Here is a 19,763-nt window from a genome sequence, read left to right as displayed (position 1 = left end):
GCGGTCACGGATGCGGTTGTATAGTGAGCTGATTTTTGTCGATAGCAAAGCCTGCCCCGTACTTGATACGGGGGCGCTGAAACTGGCGCATAGGTATACCTGATTATGTACAACTCTCAGCCATAGTAGAATAAAGTTTGAAACATCAGTATGTTAAAAACTTCGTCATTCCCGAAGTCTTTTATCGGGAATCTATGCTTATCCTACTAGATTCCTGCTTAAAGCGTGCAGGAATGACGAAGTATAGCTGAGGGTTATGGGTAATCAGGCAAGTATATGTGGTAAATTAATTTAACATTTCAGGATGGGTAGAACGTAGCACCTGTCTTTTTAGGTGCGCAGTGACTCGCAAGAGCGCGTAGCGAAACCCATCAATCCCACGTAAAATGATGGATTCCGTACCTCAGCCTACATTTCAGCTTATATTAAACGTCAACCTTCTCTTTGAACTCACATAAATCCTCAATTACACAACTAGCACATCGAGGCTTTCGCGCAATACAGGTATAACGGCCATGTAAAATTAATAAATGATGTGCATCCAGTTTATATTGTTTCGGTACATGCTTATCCAGTCTGGCTTCAACTTCTAATACATTTTTTCCCTTGGCAATACCCGTCCGATTGGATACCCGAAAAATATGTGTGTCCACCGCCATTACGGGCTGGCCAAAAGCCGTATTTAAAATAACATTCGCCGTTTTACGGCCAACACCCGCTAAAGATTCTAGCTCTTCACGTGTTTGTGGCACCTCGCTATTAAAATCATCGAGCATCTTACGACATAGCTTAATAATATTAGCGCCCTTACTATTATATAAACCAATGGTTTTAATATATTCTTTTAAACCCACTACTCCCAGATCAAAAATCGCCTGTGGTGTATTGGCCACAGGAAATAAAATCGCCGTCGCTTTATTAACCCCTTTATCAGTCGCCTGTGCAGACAGCACAACCGCGATCAATAATTCAAAAGTGCTGTTATAGTTCAGCTCAGTAACCGGCTCTGGAATCGCCTCGGCAAGCCGGGAAAAAATCTCCAGGCGTTTATCTTTATTCATATTAAAAAATTAAAATATTTGTTTTATGCAATCAAGAGGACAAAGACTAACTGGAGTGCAATAGCTTTAGCTATTGCAAGTTGCCTAAAAACTAAGCCGGCAATATATTATTGCCCCTCACTACCATTAAGTTAAGAACCAACACAGCTAAAATGTAGGATGGGCAAAGCGTAGCGTGCCCATCACCATCGCTATGATGGGCACGGGATAAAGCTCCTTTGCCCATCCTACATTGGAAAATAGGCTTAACTTAATAGCAGTGATTCTTGCCCCTAGCTAGATTTCTTATAGGGATTATCTTCCTTACTCGACCGCGACGTAGCTATATAAAGTTGCTCCACTTTTTCCCTCGCCCACGGTGTTTTCCGCAAAAATTTCAGGCTAGAGGAAATACTGGGATCATTGCTAAAACACTTAATATTAATCCGGTTACTTAACTCCGGCCAGCCATATTTCTCAACCAACTGAGTTACTATCTCCTTTAGCGTTACACCATGTAAAGGATCCTGATTATGCAGCTTAGTCATCTTCTGAGGCTGCATCACTCTTGCTGTCAGCTGGTTTTTGCTCCGCTTTTTTAACACGAATTTTGCTACTGCCAAGCTCTTTACCGTTTAGATTTTTCATCGCTGCTTTAGCCTCGCCTATCTTAGGCATCTCAACAAAGCCAAAGCCTTTGGAAATACCGGTATCTTTATCTAAAACCAGAGTACAGGACTGCACAGTACCATAAGTTTCAAACAAGGCTTTAAGTTCTGCCTCAGTGGTATTGCGAGTGAGGTTACGTATCAGTATTTTCATTTGAATAACCGTTTAATTATGAAATAGTGTGATTATACGCTGGTCTTGTGTATTACGCTGGGGTGTTCACGTTCGATAAGAATCAGTGTTCATGAAGGCTGCGAATATGCACTCTATGGATAAGTATTGCTGACAATGGGCATGGCATGTCAGAACAAGAATTGATTAATGCAATGCACTTAGGTAGCCAGCGCTCAGGAAATGAAAGAACTGAAAAGGATCTTGGTCGCTTTGGTTTAGGACTTAAAAACCACTTCATTCTCTCAATGCAGACAATTAACCGCTGTCAGCAAAAAAACAATAAAGTTTCTGGATTTGAGTCGGATTTAGAATGCATAAAAAAACCCTGATTCAAAATGGGAAATAAGAGTTAGCTCAGAAGACGATATTAAAACTCCCCGATTCTTAACAATATCTTCACCAGCCAGTTACACAGAATTATTTACAGGGTCGGGGTAAATGAATACGATTCTTGTAATTTTTTAATACAGTACGAGTTTAAACTTTCTCCTGACCTTAAAGCATCAAGACTCAATTGCTCATGCAAATTTTCGCCAACACGAAGATTAAATTTACCTGAATATTTTTTGCCCGCTGTTGCTATAGGAAGTGTCTCTGCATCATTTTTATAGATTTCAACCCATTCTTCAACAGCTACGCATAACTCTTTATAAACTTTTGCTTCATCTTCACCATGAACACCCCCTAACATCAAATTAGGGCAATGACCGATATAACATTTGTCTTCTTCTGACCATTCAACGATCTTTAAATATTTATCACTTACTTTCATTTCGATACCTCATCAATCGCTTTTTTTACTGCCTTGACTTGATAGGCTTTTGCATCATCTCCTGCTTTTCCACTCACAGTAATCTTTGCTCCACTTTCATGAGTAAAGTTACGATGACTACCTTTACCTCCTCGATTTTCGAAGCCTATGCTTTGTAATTGGCTAATTAATTCTCTAATTTTAGGAGGCATAGATTGATAGTACTATGCTGGTACTATTTATGCAATACTTAGCTCTTTACCCCTAACCAGCCTGTAGAAAAAACCTAAAATAGAAGTTCACTCAAGCTACTCAGTCAATTTTTTAATTTTCCTAATCATCCCCGCTTTTTTCATTTGCATCAAGATTTCGATATTAACTGTTGATTTACTGGGTCTTTATAGATTGTACTAGGCGGAATGAATCTGTACTGTACAACTAATCACTCTCCACACAGAAAAAAATTTTTATATTCAATGTTAGTATGACACTATACCTTAAAGGCTTACTTGATGACGTAAGACTCTCAGCCATAGTAGAAGAAAACTTTAAACATCAGCATATTAAAAACTCGTCATTCCCGAGGTCTTTATCGGGAATCTACGCTTAACCGACAAGATTCCTGCTGACAACATGCAGGATGACGAGATGTTGAATATGGCTAATCAGGAAATATTTTAAGCAGATTGAGTTTTTGGAGTACAAGCTATCAAACCGGCAGATTTTCTTAAAGTAATGAATGAAAGGTAAATAATGACTACATTAACACTAAGACTTCCCGAGTCGATACATTTAAAAATAAAGGAACTTGCAAAACGAGAGGGTATATCAATAAATCAGTTTTTAGCCTCGGCGGCAGCTGAAAAAATGTCTGCCTTGTTAACTAAGGGAGATGGAAACAAATAATCATCCAATATTGCTGGTCTTGTTGTCCGTCTTTAGCGATGTAGCGACAGTTGCGTAGCTTGCTATGCGCCCGTTGCTACACCACTAAAGACAAACAAAAATCCTACCCAATACCGGACGGTTATTTATTTCCAGCTCCCTAAGGACTATCTGGATGAAGAAGCAAAAAATTCTAGCCGAGAAGATTTTGATAAAGTAATGCGAGCAGTACCTGTTATAGATCCTGATAAATATGACAGACTTTGATCGATACAACGTCACTGTGAGCATGCCATCACAGCATTATGAAAAAAATGTCTGCTAGATTAGACTCAAGTCGATAATAATTGTTTGTGCTATTTACCTTTAATATTTACATAATACAAATTAAAGGTTCGTTCATCGCCATAAGCTTCCTATTTTCTTTGCGTTATTAAGCAGCCTTCTATTTGATGATCGCTGCGCAAATGAATATGGGTTTATACTTTCTGACTTTAGCTCCCAGGGATAATTAAGAATATATGAGGTTATATTGAAAAAGTTATTGGAAGAAATTACTAGTGCCTGGGTTACAGCAACAGGGGAAGCATTTACCAATCATCCAGTAGCAAAAAAAATTAGGCATGAATTTCCTGAAACAATTAAAAAGTATATTTCAAATGATTATCCTTCATTTAAAATAAAATCGAGTGCAGGTGCTGGTAATTGGGCAAATGTACCATGGTTATCAATACTGGACCCTAAAATAACATCTACAACTCAGGATGGATTCTATCCAGTATATCTATTTAAAGCAGATGGAAGTGGTATATATCTTTCTTTAATCCAGGGAATTACTGCTCCTTCAGAGCAACTAGGAAAAAAGGAGGCGGAGAAACAAGCTCGAGAAATTTCTAAAAAACTACTTGAGTTAATGGCTGATTTAAAAAATTGGGGAACAACCAGCATAAATTTAGCTGCAAATTCTCCTCTTGGAAAATCTTATGAAATGTCAAACATTATATCAAAGTACTACTCTGCCGAATCTATACCTAACGATGATATTTTAGAAAAAGACCTCATGAATTTGCTTGAACTCTATGGCCAAGCATATGAATACTGGAAGATAATAAAACAAAATGAGGGAGTCGACATTAATCTTGTTATAAATTCAAATTACTTACAATTACCCAAACCCTTTATTCTCTTGTCTGGTATCTCCGGAACTGGTAAAACACGTTTTGTAAGAGAACAAGCCAAACGCTTTAGAGAAGACGGTTCAAATTATTGTATCGTGCCTGTCCGCCCCGACTGGCACGAACCCTCCGATTTATTAGGCTATATCTCTCGCCTTGGCAATAATGGATCACAATATATTGTGACTGATTTCTTGCAGTTTATAGTCGCCGCATGGAAAGAGATAAGCGGTAGTATTGAAGATGGGACGATTCATTATATAGATGATTGCGTGCCTTATTGGTTGTGCCTGGATGAGATGAACCTGGCACCCGTCGAACAATATTTTGCTGATTATTTAGCGATTGTTGAGACACGTTACTGGGAAGAAGGCCTATATCACTGTGATGCGTTGCTAAACCCTGGCGTCTTTAAACAAGTGGATAACCTGGCTCAATTAAGAACCCAGCTTAATTTGACGGGAGAAGAGTGGGATAAATTATGGGATTACTTTTTAAATAAAGGTATTAGCATCCCGCCGAATCTGATTATTGCTGGCACCGTCAACATGGATGAAACCACACATGGTTTTTCTCGCAAAGTGATTGATCGTGCTTTTACAATAGATTTTGGTGAGTTCTTTCCTAATGATTATCAAGCGTACTTTGCAGCACAGACTCAGGCAAAAACACTGAGTTTCCCCCGATATTCTCAAGTCGATTTAAGTCTTATTGCTGAATATGATCCTGGTGGAAGTCAGAGTATTATATTCTTGGAGGCGATTAATTCTGTTTTAAAAGAAACTCCATTTGAGCTGGCTTATCGAGCACTCAATGAGTTGTTAATTGCGGTGGTTTGTTTTATGCCTAAAGAAAAAACGGAACTTCAAGCGGTCTGGGATGACTTTTTGATGACTAAGGTTTTACCACGGATCGAAGGGGATAGTGAGAAATTACAGGATGATGGTGACAATAGTTTACTCAATCAACTTGAATCTGTTCTTGCAATACAGTTAAATGAAATCTGGGAAGAGACAAAGACGCGCCCTGATTTACTAAGAGAAAGTATTACAGGTGACATACTGTCTATTGGCTGCCGTTCAAAGAAGAAACTGAACTGGATGAAAGCACGCTTGTCTGCTAATGGGTTTACCTCGTTCTGGCCATAAGCTATTGAATCTCTACTGCATGGGAGTAATAAACAATGTCAGCTGTTATAAATAAAGATGCCATAAGTGCAAAAAAATACTTACAAAATGAACTAAGTAGTAACATAAAACATGAGCTCATTGCCGGACAGATTGAAGCCATGGCTGGGGCGAGTAAAAATCATGAGCGTATTGCCGGTAATATTTATGCTGAATTCAATCATCATCTAAAAAACTCCCCTTGTGAACCCTTTGCTTCCGACATAAAAGTAAAGGCTGGCGGAAACTTTTTTTACCCTGATGTGATGGTTGTCTGTGATGATAAGACCGAGGATAAACACTACACCGAATACCCTGTCATTATTATTGAGGTTTTATCCCAGTCCACCTATCAAAAAGACAGGACGACTAAACGATTTTCTTACCTCAACCTTCCCAGCCTACTTGAGTATGTTTTGGTTGAGCAGGATTTTGTGGATATTGAAGTTCTTAGAAAACAGGATGACTGGAAATCCAGGCATTATTTTTTAGGTGATATAGTTACTTTTGACTCTATTCAATTAAGCCTAGCGGTAGAAGAGATTTATCATCGAGTACAAAACCAGGATATGGTTGACTTCATGAACAAAAAAACGAGCCCGGAAATTTAATTAAAATTGATGGCTATCACTTTAAGACGGGGCACCATCATTGGCTCTCGTTCCCACCGCTCCGCGTGGGAATGCAGTGGGTGACGCTCTGCGTCACGGAACGCAGAGCGTTCCTGTATGCATTCCCACGGAGACCATGGGAACGAGAAATTAATATATAAGCTACCTTATAAAGGAATAAAGTCCCCTTAATGAAAGTATATGAATTGGTACATCGTTATTGAACATTTTTTTGATTATAAATAATGCCTGAATTACTTAATCTTGAAACCCCTAGTTGGAGACTGATCGTCTGGAGTAAGGACATTAGCCGGTCACAAGAACTACTCAGGCATACTTTAGAGGCAAGACATAAAGAGCTACCTGCTACTTGCTTACGGTTTGATCCAATAATACATATCACGGATTTAGATAGCAGGGAAAGCGAGTACCCCATATCGGGTGAGCCACTGTTTTTTGAAAACAAATTGTATGAGTTTGATTTTCAATTTCAGGCGAATCGAGGTATTACTGCCCCCGTTATTAAACATCGCTTATCTAGTATTGAAGATGCTTTTCATTATTCAGGAAACTCATTAAGAGGTAGCATTACGACGGGTAATCATATCGGGTGGCTTAAACTGGTATTAAGTTATCAATTGGACGGTAAAGAACACTCCCAGGCTATTTCATTTGAAGTCCTGCCGACTAAAATGGATATAGAATCAGACATATCCTATATTCAGAAAATTATTGATACGCAATATCCCTTGTTACGTTTTTCTTTTGCCCAGTTAACAGAGCAGGAATTAACACGTTCCCGTAAGCCACATGAGCGCTTTCCATTATTATGGCTGTCCCAGTTTGAAAGTTTGCGCTCAGAGCTGGAGCAAGGAATTAAACAAATCCTGCAGTCACCACATTCACGTTTATTAGCTCGAACCAGAAATTTAAGAGCCGAACAACTAAAAGGCCGGTTATCTCCACGTCTGGAAGCGCAAGTTAAATCTGCGCTAGTCAACCACGATATTCACAAACGCTACAGGCTTGATAGCAAGGTTTTATCAATTGATACACCTGAAAATCGTTTTATTAAAATGGTTTTAATTCGCTGTACACGAGAGCTTTCTGCCTTTATTGTGCGCGTAAAGGAAAATGATGCTGCCCCTGAAAATAGCCGCTTGTCTGATTCTTTCTTTGAACAACTTAAGCATTGGAAAACACCTTTAGAACGTTATTTAAAACGCCCTTTTTTTCGAGAAATTGGTCACTATGAAGGCTTGAATGGCGAATCATTAGTGTTGCATCAAAAAACAGGGTATGCCAATGTTTACCGTGTCTGGCAACAACTAAAACTGTACCTAGATGTGTTCGGTCAACATGCCAGTATTTCAATGAAGACTGTTGCTGAATTGTATGAAGTCTGGTGTGTGCTGGAAGTGCGTAGACTGTTAATTGATGAATTAGGCTTTGAAGAACTCAGCTCACGCAAACCTGCACTCTATAAAAAAGGAGTAGAAAAGGCACTATATGATGGAATGGGAGCTGCGTTTAACTTAACACGAGACAATATTAAAATACGATTAGCCCATGAACCCCCCTTTAATAAGCCACCTGATCAACCAAAATCTGGCCATATTTATTCATGGATCACTAGCCAGAAACCCGATATTTTATTAGAAGCAGAATTTGAAAATGGTGAAAAAATACGCTGGATTTTTGATGCTAAATATCGTATCTCACCTAGTGATACTGAGGTCGATTTTGCACCAGATGATGCAATTAATCAGATGCACAGATACCGTGATGCTTTGATTCATATTCATCAGGCAGATGATGGGTGGCAAGAAAAAACACGGCCAATTTTTGGTGCATTTGTTTTATATCCAGGCTGGTTTAAAAGTTCCACAACTCAGAACCCCTATCAAGATGCCATTGCTGAAATTGGTATTGGAGCCTTTCCTTTATTACCCAACTCAAATAATACCTGGTTAAAAGATTTTCTGCTCGATCAGTTTGGTCATGCTGATAATAAAGCGAATAAATATAAAGCCGAAGCATCCGACCGTTTTTATGTACAGGAAGCAGCACGAATAAGCTATACAGGGATGAAGTTAACAAGGTATCAGGATTTATCATTAGCAGTTGCTTTAGGCTCAAAAAGAAGTAAGAAGTATTTAGAAAGTTTTAGACAAGGTAAAGCAAAGTGGTATCACCTACCTGAACACACAACCGTTACTAAGCGAGTACAACGTGCGGCTATGCGAGAGATCAAGTCCTGTGCTTTTGTCGTTTATTTTCCTGATGATGAACAACGCCGGATTGAATATATTTACGATATTATTTCTGTTCAGTTAGTTAAGCGTCATGAAATAAGTGAAGATCAGGCTGGCGCAAAAGCGCTAACGACTAATCTGCAAAAATTCTATTGGCTGTTTGAATTGGGTAGTAAAAAGAAAGTGTCGCTATCTATTGATGTTTCAGGTGCAAGAGATTTCAAATTTAAGCTGGTAAGTATTGAAGCTTTAACGACAGCTAAAGTATGGAGTGATTTAGCTAATCATTATGCTTTTTTGCAACAAACATAATTTCGATTTCGAGTTATGGATGTCGTAGACAAACAAACCCGCTCCAGAATGATGGCAAATATCAAAGGCAAGAATACCAGGCCTGAGATGACCATCCGTTCTTTACTACATCGCCAAGGCTTTCGCTTTCGACTTCACGATAAATCTTTACCCGGAAAACCTGACCTGGTTTTAAGAAAGTATAAAGCTGTCATTTTATTTATAGCTGTTACTCGCGTAGACACGAAAACTGTCAATTGGCCAGCACCCCAAAGCAAAACACAGAGTTCTGGATAAAAAAATTTGCTGTAAATCTACGCAGAGATGGGCTGGTTTATTACCAATTAAAAGTCCTGGGCTGGAGAACTGCTATCATCTGGGAATGTGCTATTCGTGATAAACAACATTTAGCTGATTATATTGAGACGCTTACTTTATGGTTAAAATCAGAGTGCGAGTATCTTGAAGTTCCAGATATGTTATATAGGCTTGAACAAGTTTAAACTTTGTATTTGGTTGATTTAACGCGGGGGCTACTTAATTCAATCAATTACAAACAAGTTATATGTTTCAAGTTTCAGCGTTCCCACTCATCTCGTATTTTGTTTAATTGTTTCTCAACATCAACAAAATTACTGACTGAAAAAAAACTGTCTGGATTGAATTTTTTGTCTGTGCTGATTTTCTCCTGGACTGGCAACACGAGTACTTCTACTTTTTCAAAACTAAAATTATCAGGTATATCAATAATCCCTTTTAATTTCTGCGTATCAATTATTTGTCGCAATGCTTGCATCTTCCATCTCCTTTATTTTTTTAAGGTGGTATTTTTCTTTAATGCGAACTCCTTAGTTTCGACCCTTCTTTATCAGTGCTTTGCCTCCGATAATAATTTTTTACCCGGCTTTAATGTGAAATCCTCACAAAATTCAATGAATTGTTCAAATTTCTGATGACTGAGTTTTAGGTAAGCCACACTAAATAAACTACCGAAAGTGTAAACACTTTCTCGTTCCCAAACTCTGTTTGGGAATGAATGACAAGTAAGCTCTGCTTACTGAACCACCCCGCAGCAGAGCTGTTCTAACATGTATTCCCAAGCAGAGCTTGGGAACAAGCGTTGCTTGCCCTTATTTTAGTTGGTGGGTTAAGTACCCAAGCATAATTAATCCAACATTTTACTTGTCTTTTTCCCCATTTTCAGCGTTGCATAAATAGTTGCGTAGCCAGCTATGCGCCTATTTACGCGCCTTGAAAATGAAAAAAAATTCTGCGTAAAATTTGTTATATTAATTATGCTTGGGTACTTATCGACTTCATAATCAACAGGCTGACAAAGTTCTTCTGTTGATAATGAAATATTGGGGCTTTCGAACATTCCACGTAAAGAACTTATGTCCTGTTTGGATTTTTTTCCCTTGTTTGTAGAATAACCCCTCTCTCCGATGCAACGAGTGTTAGCTCTACCCCAGTATCCCAATTTAATGAATCACGCATTGCTTTAGGAATGACAACTTGTCCTTTGCTCGATAATTTAACATGGGATGCCAGCATCGTTTTTCTCAGTAAGAATAAATGTAAGACGTCAATTTATACTCTCATTATTTTTTTTTGAGCAACATAAACTTGTACAGCATCCTTTTTCATTGACTGATTGTAGTTTTTTCAAGTCATTGAAAGGTTAGATAATATTTATATTTTAACCGACACTATAAAATGGTGCTGCTCATTAACTCATCGATTTTCGTTCAACACTAACCTGTGACTGTATAAATTTTTTATTATGCTCCAGTATTTCAGATGAACGTTCATTCATATCAGATGCCCACCATTTCTCTCGTTGTTTGTGCTGGACTGCCAATTTATCTAGCGATAATAAGTCATAGATATTCACCCATTCCTCTCCAACTTTAAGCGCAAGATTGGGGTTAAATAAATAATGACCATGCTTGATACGAAAGAACAATTTACGGTTGTTTTTGTCATCTTTAGTAAATTCATTTTTGGATAGAATACTAGAAAGATAGGCACGTTTTTTACGCCGTGCTAGTAGAACACTATTGGGCAGGTGTTGAACTGCATCAACAAAATCCTGGCTAGAAAAAGCACCTGCCGAATAAATAATTTTTTTGGGCAATGCTCGATAAAATAAGGCAATCATCATATTGAGCATAAAAAACTCCATTTGATGTTTATCTAATTTAATTAAGCGCCCATCCACTTGAATACTAATGCTCGTCGGTTCTAAGGGGAGGTAGGTTTCAGCTAAATTTTTACGTGCATAATTCTCATTACCACAGGCCTTAGACAAGGCTATTTGTAATGCGGTAAATCCATTTTCGTCTACTTTTTCAGTATCTGCACCGAGTTCAAATAAGGCTTTAATCACCGCAACATTACCAGTCCACGCGGCAACCATTAACGGTGTTTGATTGAATACATTACGAAAGTCAGGTCCATATGAATTGACCTGCTTAATCACTGCATCCGGTTTTTTGAAACTATATGTGGCATAGTGTTTTTGCTGTAGTAGCTGCAGACCCTTATCTGGGTTTTTTGCCGGTTTGAAGTCTGTTTTGATTAAAGCATTCAGGAGTTTACGATCCTCATATACCAGCGCATATTCAAACAGTTCTAATTTTGCTTTTTTATTGTCTTGTGCAAGGGCTTTGTCTTTTAGTGCTTCTAAACTATCCCCGCTAATCACTGTCCAGTTGGGTGTTTTCTGTTTAAGAATTTCCTCACGAATACGCTCAGCCTGTTCCTGTTTTCCCTGTAGTTCCAGCTTATGCGCTTCTTGTCGCCAGTCATCCAGACTAGAGTTACTATCGGCAATTTCCAGAGTCGCCTGAGCATTATCCAGCCCAAGCAATCCCAGTAGTTGTTGTTTAGGTGCACTTTCTATCCAGTATAAATTTTTAATTGCACGCGTTAACGCTACATACAAAGAATTGATATAAAACTTATAGACCTCGAGTGATTTATCAGTTTTATCTTTAGCGCGGGAAAATTTAATGTCTTTTTCCAGATCCACCAGCGTGACACCTTTACTGATTTCACGATAGCGCTGTTCTTCTTGTGACAAAAAGTTATAGAGAATAATATTTTCGTATTCCAGTCCTTTGGCTTCTTGTATGGTAAAAACCAGAGGCGTACTAAAATGCTGTTGCGCCATCGGTTTTTGTTCGGGGGTCATGACAATCACCGCAAAGCGAGTCGAGGCTTTGGTTTTTTTATCCAGCTCTTGTTTGATATGGTCGTTATCTTGTAAAAAGACCACTTCACCTTGGCTGTGCCCATTGCTTTCGACCAGGTAATGACTTTCCTTGTCAATCGAGCCAAAGCGGTTATTTTTTATTTTGAGTATTTTATTGGCAATCTCGGTCACCTGCGGTGAGTTACGATAATTGGTATTTAAAATACGAATAAGATTTTCTGCTGCGCCTAAATCATCTTGTTTGTAAAACAGACTTTTTACTTTTGACCAGGAGAAAAAATTAGGATGAACAATCTGATTTGAATCACCACATAAAATAAAATCATGTGCCTGATGCAAGGACTTAATAATCAGATACAGCTGAATATTGGTGAGATCTTGTACTTCATCCACAATCACAAAATCATAGCGTGCTTGCAGTTTTTCTAAATACTGATGGCTGACGATATTGCTATCGTAGAGCTTATTTTCTTGTAAAAAGCTGAGGTATTTTTCAAAAATACCATAGACCGCGTCGCGCTCTTCTTGTAAGAAGATAGTTTCTTTGATGCCTAAAGCAAGATAATCTTCTCGGCTTAACCAGCTTTTATCCGTTGCTGGCCCAGTAATAACGCCACGAAATTCTTCAAATAATTTATGCGCATCACTCAGCAGTTTGCCTTTTTTATGACGACTAAACCATTGCTGAAAGCGTTGAAACGTAACGGGCTTGCCTTCAGGGACATGAATGCTTTCTAAAAACTCATCGAACGATAGAAAATCGACTTGTTGATCTTCATTATCATAGTTATGCGCATAATATAAATCACGCGAATTTTTGACTAGATAAGCTGATTGGGTGACATATAGAATATCCCCCACCGCATGTTTCATTTTTTCTAAGGTCAGTGCGGTTTTGCCACTGCCCGCTGAACCAATAATAACCAGAGGAGGTTGCAAGCTATAAACCGATTGCTGACTGTCATCAAACGAGACAATTTTATCCAGTAGATTAAAGCTTTTATGGTTTGGGTTTACATAAACTAAAGCTTCTGCTTTTAGCTCGTCCGGTGTTTTTATAGTGGGGATTTTATCTTCATCAAAGCTGGCATTCTGGTTTAAAAATCGCGACTTTTCATAGGCGTGATTTTTAATATATTCCAGTATCAGCGCGTAGGGTTTACCCAGGTGTTGATAGATAGAGAGGATAATTCGATCATTACGATTAAGCTTGGCACGATATAAATTATCACCCACTTTTTTAACATCGGCGGAGTGAAAGTCATCGTTTTCCAGAAACTTGATTAGCTTGGGTAAGCCTGGAATCGCTTTAGGGTTGAGTTCGTTGTATAAAAGGACTTGCATGTATAGAATAGATTATTGGTTTTATTTGTCAGGAGTGCAATAGCTTTAGCTATTGCTGTTTATGAAAAAACTCAAGCTTTTTTTCTCCTACTTTTTTGGGCTTATTTAACCGCCCTGATCAGCTTAACTATATGCGAACTTTCAGGCAAAACCTCTACTTTAGCAAACCCACAAGATTGAACCGTCTTGACCGTTTCACGATTAATATTGGCTCCGACCAGTCGTACAGTAATCGGATTTAACAGATGCATAATCGCTGCGGCAAACTTATTAGTACTTAGTACATGCTCTAGTAATAAAACTTCTCCGCCTGGTTTGCAGACTCTTTTTAATTCTACTAGTCCCTGTTTTGGACCTGGCACTGAGCAGAATAAAAAGGTACCGATAACGCTATCAAAATGATTATCTGGAAAATCCAGTTGTTGTACATCCATAATCGATAAATCAACTACCACACCCGACTGGTGACTTTTCTTTTTCGCTTCCCGAATCATGGCTGGACTAAAATCAATTGCTGTGATTGATTTTGCAGGATAGTAAGGAAAGTTTTTTCCTGTACCTACACCTACTTCCAAGATAATATCTCCACTAACTTTTTGCCAGATCTTATCTCTTAATTCACCCATCATCATTTTTTCCATCATACTTTCTATGCGGTCAAAATAAGGAGCCAGGCGGTCGTAGCGTTTTCTTATAATATCTGTTTCATTAGTCATTGTAATATACCTGTTCACCTGTAGGGGCAATCCCTTGTGGTTGCCCTCTCAGTTGCCCTCTCAGTCTGTATTTGGGCGACCACAAGGGATCGCCCCTACACTGCTATCGGGGCTGAAATAGATGCATGGGGATCGTAGCCGGTTATTTCAAAATCTTCAAACTGGTATTCAAATATACTCTCTGGTTTACGTTTGATTATTAATTTTGGCAAGGCTCTGGGTTCACGTTGTAACTGGGTTTTCGCCTGCTCAAAATGGTTGCTGTATAGATGACAGTCACCGATTGAGATAATAATTTCTCCAACATCCAGATCGCATTGCTGTGCAATCATATGCGTAAATATTGCCAGGCTGCAGGTGTTATAGGGATTACCTAAAAACAGGTCGTTGCTGCGTATATACAAAGAACCACTGAGTTTTCCTTCAGCCACATACCATTGATAAAGTAAGTGGCAGGGCGGTAAGGCCATTTTTCCATTGGCTACATTTTCCTGGGGCGATTTTGTTTCATCAGGTAAATCGGCCACATTCCAACCGCTGATAATATGTCTGCGACTATTCGGATTATTTTTAATGCCTTCTATCAGCGCTGTTATCTGGTCGTAGCTTTCTCCTTCTACACCTTTCCAGTTGCGCCACTGTGCTCCGTAAACAGGTCCTAGTTCTCCAGACTCAGTTGCCCACTCATTCCAGATAGAAACACCATTCTCGTTAAGGTATTTTATATTGGTCTCGCCTTTAAGAAACCAGAGTAGTTCATGGATAATAGATTTGGTATGTAGCCGCTTAGTTGTGACCATAGGCAGTCCATCCTGCAAATTAAAGCGTATCTGACGGCCAAAAAGAGATTTTGTACCCGTACCTGTACGATCGCCTTTTAAACAGCCTGTAGTCAGTGTTTCTTCTAGTAATTCGAGGTATTGTTTCATGTGCTCAGTATTCAGAAGCGGGCTAAAGCGCCGCCCTACAATGTTAACTCTGCTGTAGGGCGGCGCTTTAGTCCGCTGTTTAAATTAGTTAGGTACGTTATTTTTGCTATAGGCTATACCCAGCAATATCAACCCTAAAATAATCATCGGCGTGGATAAGATCTGCCCCATAGTCAACCAGTCCATTGCCAGATAGCCCAGTTGAGCATCAGGCACGCGGTAGAATTCTACAGTAAACCGAAAAATACCATAAAACAACGCAAACAGGCCAGAAACGGCCATATAAGGTCTTTTTTTACTGGAGTATATCCAGAGTATTAAAAACAGAGCTAGTCCTTCTAATCCAGCTTCATAGAGCTGAGAAGGGTGTCTGGTTAGTGGGCCTGCTCCTGGGAAAACAAACGACCAGTAGACATCCGTCGTTCTACCCCATAATTCCGCATTTATAAAATTACCTATACGTCCAAAAAATAATCCAATCGGTACCACAGGTGCAATAAAATCAGTCAGAGCTAACATCGTGCATTGATTCTTTCTAGCAGATAACCACATGGCAAAAACCACACCAATTAATCCACCATGAAAAGACATGCCGCCTTCCCAGATTTTAAGTAGTAATAAGGGATCAGCCAGGAATTGATTAAAGTTATAGAAGATGACATAACCGATTCGACCACCTAGAATTACCCCCATCGCACCATAAAATATCAAATCTTCTAATGCATCAGGCTTGATGGGAGAATATTCCTTTTTAACCCGGGTTGTGAGTAATAACCAGGCACCACCGATCCCGATTAAATACATTAGGCCATACCAGTGTATTTTTAAGGGGCCTAGGCTAATTGCAACAGGATCTATAATGGGATATGTAAGCATGAGTTTTCGTTTAATAAAAAAAAGGCGGATTAACTTTTGTTAATCCGCCCTATGATAGCAAACTTATTAGCGGACTGAAGTCCGCGCTACAATTTTTTACACGTCTAGATTAGAAACCTCTAGTGCATTTTTTACAATAAAGTCTCTACGCGGCTCAACGACATCTCCCATCAAAGTAGTAAATACTTCATCCGCTCCAATAGCGTCGGCAATTTTGACTTGTAACAATACGCGCTGATTGACATCTAGCGTTGTTTCAAACAACTGTTCCGGGTTCATTTCTCCAAGGCCTTTATAGCGCTGGATATGCTGACCTTTTTTCACTTCACGCATCATCCAGCTAAAAGCTTGTTTAAAGTTATCTACCAGTTGCTTACGCTCACCCATCTGGATAAAAGATTCATCACTAAACAAACCTGTTGTATCTTCAACGTAACTGGCAATTTTTTTATAGTCATTACTATTAAAAAAGACAGCCTCTATAATAAATGTTTTCTCTACGCCATGTTCTTTCTTGTGGATGGTTAAGGTATAGTCCTCGGCATTACGATAAGCCATTTCAATTTTAAAGGTGGCGATACTAATGCGCTTATTCAGCCCTTGCTCTACAACATGAACCCACTTTGAAAGCTCGGCCTCATCCTCCTGTGCTTCTTTTGTTAATACCTCTACCTGCGTAAGCTCTTCTAAGAAGTCATTATCATAACGTCTGCCCATACGACTAATCACTTCTTCAACACCCAGATATTCATTCGCTAGTTTCTCTAAGCCTATGCCTTTTATTTCCGGTGTTTCACTATTACTCACTAACTGAGTTTTTTCTAAAGCCAACTGGATTAAATATTCATTGAGTTCCGCATCATCTTTAACATAACGCTCTTGCTTGCCTTTTTTGATTTTATACAAAGGCGGCTGTGCAATATAAATATGCCCACGCTCAATCAACTCGGGCATTTGGCGATAAAAGAACGTGAGTAATAAAGTCCGGATATGTGAGCCATCCACATCCGCATCAGTCATGATAATGATACGGTGATATCTTAATTTCTCAGGATCGTATTCATCTTTACCAATGCCACAGCCTAGTGCAGTAATCAGGGTACCCACTTCATCTGAAGAAATCATGCGATCAAAGCGCGCTCTTTCTACATTAAGGATTTTTCCTTTAAGCGGTAATATAGCCTGCGTGCGTCTGTCTCTGCCTTGCTTGGCAGAACCACCCGCTGAATCCCCTTCCACTATAAATATTTCAGATAAGGCTGGATCTTTTTCCTGACAATCTGCCAGTTTCCCAGGTAAGCCAGCAATATCTAGCGTTGTTTTCCGGCGGGTTAATTCTCTTGCTTTACGTGCTGCGTCTCTGGCTCTTGCCGCGTCAACAATTTTGTTGACGATAGTTTTTGCTACGCCCGGTGTTTCCTGCAAGAAATCATTGAGCCGTTCATTCATAGCCGACTCAACCAGTGGCTTCACTTCTGAAGACACTAACTTATCTTTGGTCTGTGAAGAAAACTTAGGGTCAGGCACTTTAACGGACAATACAGCAGTCAGGCCTTCGCGTGCATCATCACCAGTTGTCGATACTTTTTCTTTTTTAGCCAGACCGGTTGCTTCGATATACTGATTAATCGTTCGGGTCAGTCCACCTCGGAATCCGGCTAGATGTGAACCACCATCGCGTTGAGGAATATTATTGGTAAAACAGAAGATATTTTCCTGATAGGAGTCATTCCATTGCATCGCCACTTCTACAGTGACACCTTCTTTTTCCACTGTGAAATAAAACACTTCAGGAAATAGAGGCGTTTTATTTTTATTAAGGTGCTCTACAAAGGCTTTAATACCGCCTTCAAATTCAAAAACATCTTCCTTTTCACTGCGTGCATCTTTTACATGAATGCGTACACCTGAATTCAAGAATGATAATTCACGTAATCTTTTAACCAGAATTTCATAATGAAACTCAACATCGCCAAAGGTATCTCTGCTCGGTAAAAAAGTAACCTTTGTACCTTTTTTTTCAGTTGCTTCCATTTTCTCTAAAGGTGCAACAGGTTCACCATGTTTATAAGTCTGGCGATAAACATAACCACCTTTACAAATTTCAAGGTCTAACTTTTCTGATAAAGCATTGACCACAGAGATACCCACCCCATGCAGACCACCGGATACCTTATAAGCATTATCATCAAACTTACCCCCGGCATGTAGTACTGTCATAATAACTTCTGCTGACGAGCGACCTTCCTCTGGATGTATATCAACCGGAATTCCACGACCATCATCTGAAACAGTCACAGATCCATTATCATTGATAGTGACATTAACTTCCTTACAAAACCCTGCCAATGCTTCGTCAATAGAGTTATCGACTACTTCAAACACCATATGGTGCAGACCTGTTCCATCATCGGTATCTCCAATATACATACCCGGTCTTTTGCGTACCGCATCTAAGCCTTTTAAAACCTTGATATTGGAACTATCGTAATTATCCGTATTGTCGCTCATGTTTGACCTTTATTATGTGTTCCACGTGGAACATTTTTTTACTTTACTTTTTTATCAATGTTTCACGTGAAACATTGACCTCTGTCACCACGCCATGTTTCACGTGAAACATTTTGTAATCACCGATATCTTCTAAATTACCAAATTCATTTTGTTCAGTTGCTGTCATAAACACTTGCATATCCATACTAACGAGAAATGCTAACAATTTAGTACGGCTAGAGAAATCAAGCTCAGCAACCGCATCATCGATCAACACACAGCCTGAAATAAAACCTTTGCTTAAAAGGAGTTCTACTTGAGCTAGTTTCAACGATAAAACCAATAACTTAAGTTGGCCTCGTGAAACAAAATCTTTTGCTTTTCTGGATTCTAACAATAACTGAAAATCTGCCCGGTGGGGTCCACTATGGGTAAATCCATAACGTAAATCTTTTTCCTGATCTTCTACTAGTTTATCGAGCAGTGAACTCTGCTCATCCCAGCCTTGTATTAACTTTAATTCCAGATTCTCTAGTTCTAAAAACTGTTGCGCAATCGTTGAAAAGAAAGGAGTGAGTTCTGCTAAATATTGTTTTCTATATTTAGCGACTATTGTACCGTATTGTTGCAATTCATGATTCCAAACATTTAGCTCATTAACACTGCGAATTTTTAATAATGCATTGCGCTGATTTAAGGCTTTTTTAAAATGACGCCAGTTATCTAAAAAGTCTGGATGCTGATTAAACACTCCCCAGTCTATAAACTCTCGCCGCAACTGTGGGCCAGCATCTAATAGCTGATAACTCTTCGGATGAATGAGTTGAATAGGCAGTGCATAAGCAAGATCAGATCGCGAGTGACGGGTTTCCTCATCTATACGGATTTGTAGATTTTTACCATCATGCTGAATGCCAAGGGTGGAAACATGAGCATTATTAAAGCGCACTTTACCCGAGACAATTAAGTCATTATGATCAAAGTGGATAACATTTTTGACAGAGGTAGAACGAAATGAATTCGCTCTGCCTAATAAGTGAATGGCTTCAATGATAGAGCTTTTACCACTGGCATTGTTACCAAAAATTAGGTTTAGTGTTGCAGCAGGCTCTAAGGAAACGTGTTGCAGATTACGTACACGGTAAATATCTAATTTTTGTAAACTCATGGT

General features: G+C 39.1%; 20 protein-coding genes. 7 read left to right on the top strand and 13 right to left on the bottom strand.

From position 1 onward, the window contains the following. Window positions 1-425 precede the first annotated feature (425 nt). The 3 genes from nth to ACQY3F_RS22195 form a co-directional block, all read right to left on the bottom strand. A complete protein-coding gene (nth, locus tag ACQY3F_RS22205; RefSeq protein ID WP_428357299.1) occupies window positions 426-1,061 on the bottom strand; it encodes an endonuclease III in 636 nt (211 codons plus the stop codon). 272 nt (window positions 1,062-1,333) lie between these two features. Further along, entirely contained in the window at window positions 1,334-1,588 is a 255-nt protein-coding gene (locus tag ACQY3F_RS22200; protein WP_428357298.1) for a VF530 family DNA-binding protein, read from the bottom strand. Beyond that, window positions 1,581-1,862, bottom strand: coding sequence for an RNA recognition motif domain-containing protein (locus ACQY3F_RS22195; protein WP_428357297.1), 282 nt, complete (start codon window positions 1,860-1,862; stop codon window positions 1,581-1,583). Before ACQY3F_RS22195 ends, ACQY3F_RS22200 begins: the two co-directional genes overlap by 8 nt. 98 nt (window positions 1,863-1,960) lie before the next feature. On the opposite strand from ACQY3F_RS22195, the gene ACQY3F_RS22190 reads away from it, so the two are divergent. After that, window positions 1,961-2,212: an ATP-binding protein gene (locus ACQY3F_RS22190; protein ID WP_428357790.1), complete on the top strand. Its 252-nt coding sequence runs from the start codon at window positions 1,961-1,963 to the stop codon at window positions 2,210-2,212. A gap of 92 nt (window positions 2,213-2,304) precedes the next feature. On the opposite strand, the gene ACQY3F_RS22185 is transcribed toward ACQY3F_RS22190, so the two are convergent. Then, window positions 2,305-2,655, bottom strand: coding sequence for a type II toxin-antitoxin system HicB family antitoxin (locus ACQY3F_RS22185; protein ID WP_428357295.1), 351 nt, complete (start codon window positions 2,653-2,655; stop codon window positions 2,305-2,307). After that, window positions 2,652-2,846 carry a type II toxin-antitoxin system HicA family toxin gene (locus tag ACQY3F_RS22180; protein ID WP_428357294.1) on the bottom strand — a complete coding sequence of 65 codons (195 nt, stop codon included), beginning with the start codon at window positions 2,844-2,846 and terminating at the stop codon, window positions 2,652-2,654. The genes ACQY3F_RS22185 and ACQY3F_RS22180 overlap by 4 nt, the downstream gene beginning before the upstream one ends. 541 nt (window positions 2,847-3,387) lie before the next feature. Between ACQY3F_RS22180 and ACQY3F_RS22175 the strand changes: the two genes are divergently transcribed. The 6 genes from ACQY3F_RS22175 to ACQY3F_RS22150 all read left to right on the top strand — a co-directional run bounded on the left by ACQY3F_RS22175 (window position 3,388) and on the right by ACQY3F_RS22150 (window position 9,520). Further along, on the top strand, window positions 3,388-3,540 hold the full coding sequence (locus tag ACQY3F_RS22175; protein ID WP_428357292.1) for a toxin-antitoxin system HicB family antitoxin: 153 nt from the start codon (window positions 3,388-3,390) through the stop codon (window positions 3,538-3,540). 511 nt (window positions 3,541-4,051) lie between these two features. Further along, entirely contained in the window at window positions 4,052-5,842 is a 1,791-nt protein-coding gene (locus ACQY3F_RS22170) for an MrcB family domain-containing protein (RefSeq protein WP_428357291.1), read from the top strand. Between the two features lie 35 nt (window positions 5,843-5,877). Then, window positions 5,878-6,471 (top strand): Uma2 family endonuclease, encoded by a 594-nt coding sequence (locus tag ACQY3F_RS22165; RefSeq protein WP_428357290.1) that lies wholly within the window; start codon window positions 5,878-5,880, stop codon window positions 6,469-6,471. A 245-nt stretch (window positions 6,472-6,716) separates the two neighbouring features. Next, window positions 6,717-9,038: a DUF2357 domain-containing protein gene (locus tag ACQY3F_RS22160; RefSeq protein WP_428357289.1), complete on the top strand. Its 2,322-nt coding sequence runs from the start codon at window positions 6,717-6,719 to the stop codon at window positions 9,036-9,038. Between the two features lie 15 nt (window positions 9,039-9,053). Then, entirely contained in the window at window positions 9,054-9,314 is a 261-nt protein-coding gene (locus ACQY3F_RS22155; RefSeq protein WP_428357287.1) for a hypothetical protein, read from the top strand. Next, window positions 9,275-9,520 carry a hypothetical protein gene (locus ACQY3F_RS22150; protein ID WP_428357808.1) on the top strand — a complete coding sequence of 82 codons (246 nt, stop codon included), beginning with the start codon at window positions 9,275-9,277 and terminating at the stop codon, window positions 9,518-9,520. Before ACQY3F_RS22155 ends, ACQY3F_RS22150 begins: the two co-directional genes overlap by 40 nt. A 74-nt stretch (window positions 9,521-9,594) precedes the next feature. Here the strand turns inward: ACQY3F_RS22150 and ACQY3F_RS22145 are convergent, their stop codons facing one another. From ACQY3F_RS22145 to recF, 8 genes are all read right to left on the bottom strand, one after another. Further along, window positions 9,595-9,813, bottom strand: a complete 219-nt coding sequence (locus ACQY3F_RS22145; RefSeq protein ID WP_428357285.1) for a hypothetical protein — start codon at window positions 9,811-9,813, stop codon at window positions 9,595-9,597. Between the two features lie 596 nt (window positions 9,814-10,409). Beyond that, window positions 10,410-10,571, bottom strand: coding sequence for an AbrB/MazE/SpoVT family DNA-binding domain-containing protein (locus tag ACQY3F_RS22140; RefSeq protein ID WP_428357283.1), 162 nt, complete (start codon window positions 10,569-10,571; stop codon window positions 10,410-10,412). A gap of 175 nt (window positions 10,572-10,746) precedes the next feature. Further along, entirely contained in the window at window positions 10,747-13,578 is a 2,832-nt protein-coding gene (locus ACQY3F_RS22135; RefSeq protein ID WP_428357282.1) for an AAA family ATPase, read from the bottom strand. 101 nt (window positions 13,579-13,679) lie between these two features. Continuing rightward, complete coding sequence (locus tag ACQY3F_RS22130; protein ID WP_428357281.1) at window positions 13,680-14,294, bottom strand: class I SAM-dependent methyltransferase; 615 nt, start codon at window positions 14,292-14,294, stop codon at window positions 13,680-13,682. Window positions 14,295-14,389: 95 nt separating this feature from the next. Further along, a complete protein-coding gene (locus tag ACQY3F_RS22125; protein WP_428357279.1) occupies window positions 14,390-15,223 on the bottom strand; it encodes a thymidylate synthase in 834 nt (277 codons plus the stop codon). Between the two features lie 84 nt (window positions 15,224-15,307). Beyond that, entirely contained in the window at window positions 15,308-16,099 is a 792-nt protein-coding gene (lgt, locus tag ACQY3F_RS22120) for a prolipoprotein diacylglyceryl transferase (protein WP_428357277.1), read from the bottom strand. Window positions 16,100-16,195: 96 nt separating this feature from the next. Then, on the bottom strand, window positions 16,196-18,610 hold the full coding sequence (gyrB, locus tag ACQY3F_RS22115) for a DNA topoisomerase (ATP-hydrolyzing) subunit B (protein WP_428357276.1): 2,415 nt from the start codon (window positions 18,608-18,610) through the stop codon (window positions 16,196-16,198). A gap of 43 nt (window positions 18,611-18,653) precedes the next feature. Continuing rightward, complete coding sequence (gene recF, locus ACQY3F_RS22110; protein ID WP_428357274.1) at window positions 18,654-19,760, bottom strand: DNA replication/repair protein RecF; 1,107 nt, start codon at window positions 19,758-19,760, stop codon at window positions 18,654-18,656. Between the last annotated feature and the right edge of the window lie 3 nt (window positions 19,761-19,763).

This window comes from Methyloprofundus sp. (assembly GCF_965251085.1).
GTDB lineage: Bacteria > Pseudomonadota > Gammaproteobacteria > Methylococcales > Methylomonadaceae > Methyloprofundus.
The sequence above is the reverse complement of the archived record's forward strand: the minus strand, read 5'-3'. Positions and strand labels throughout refer to the sequence as shown.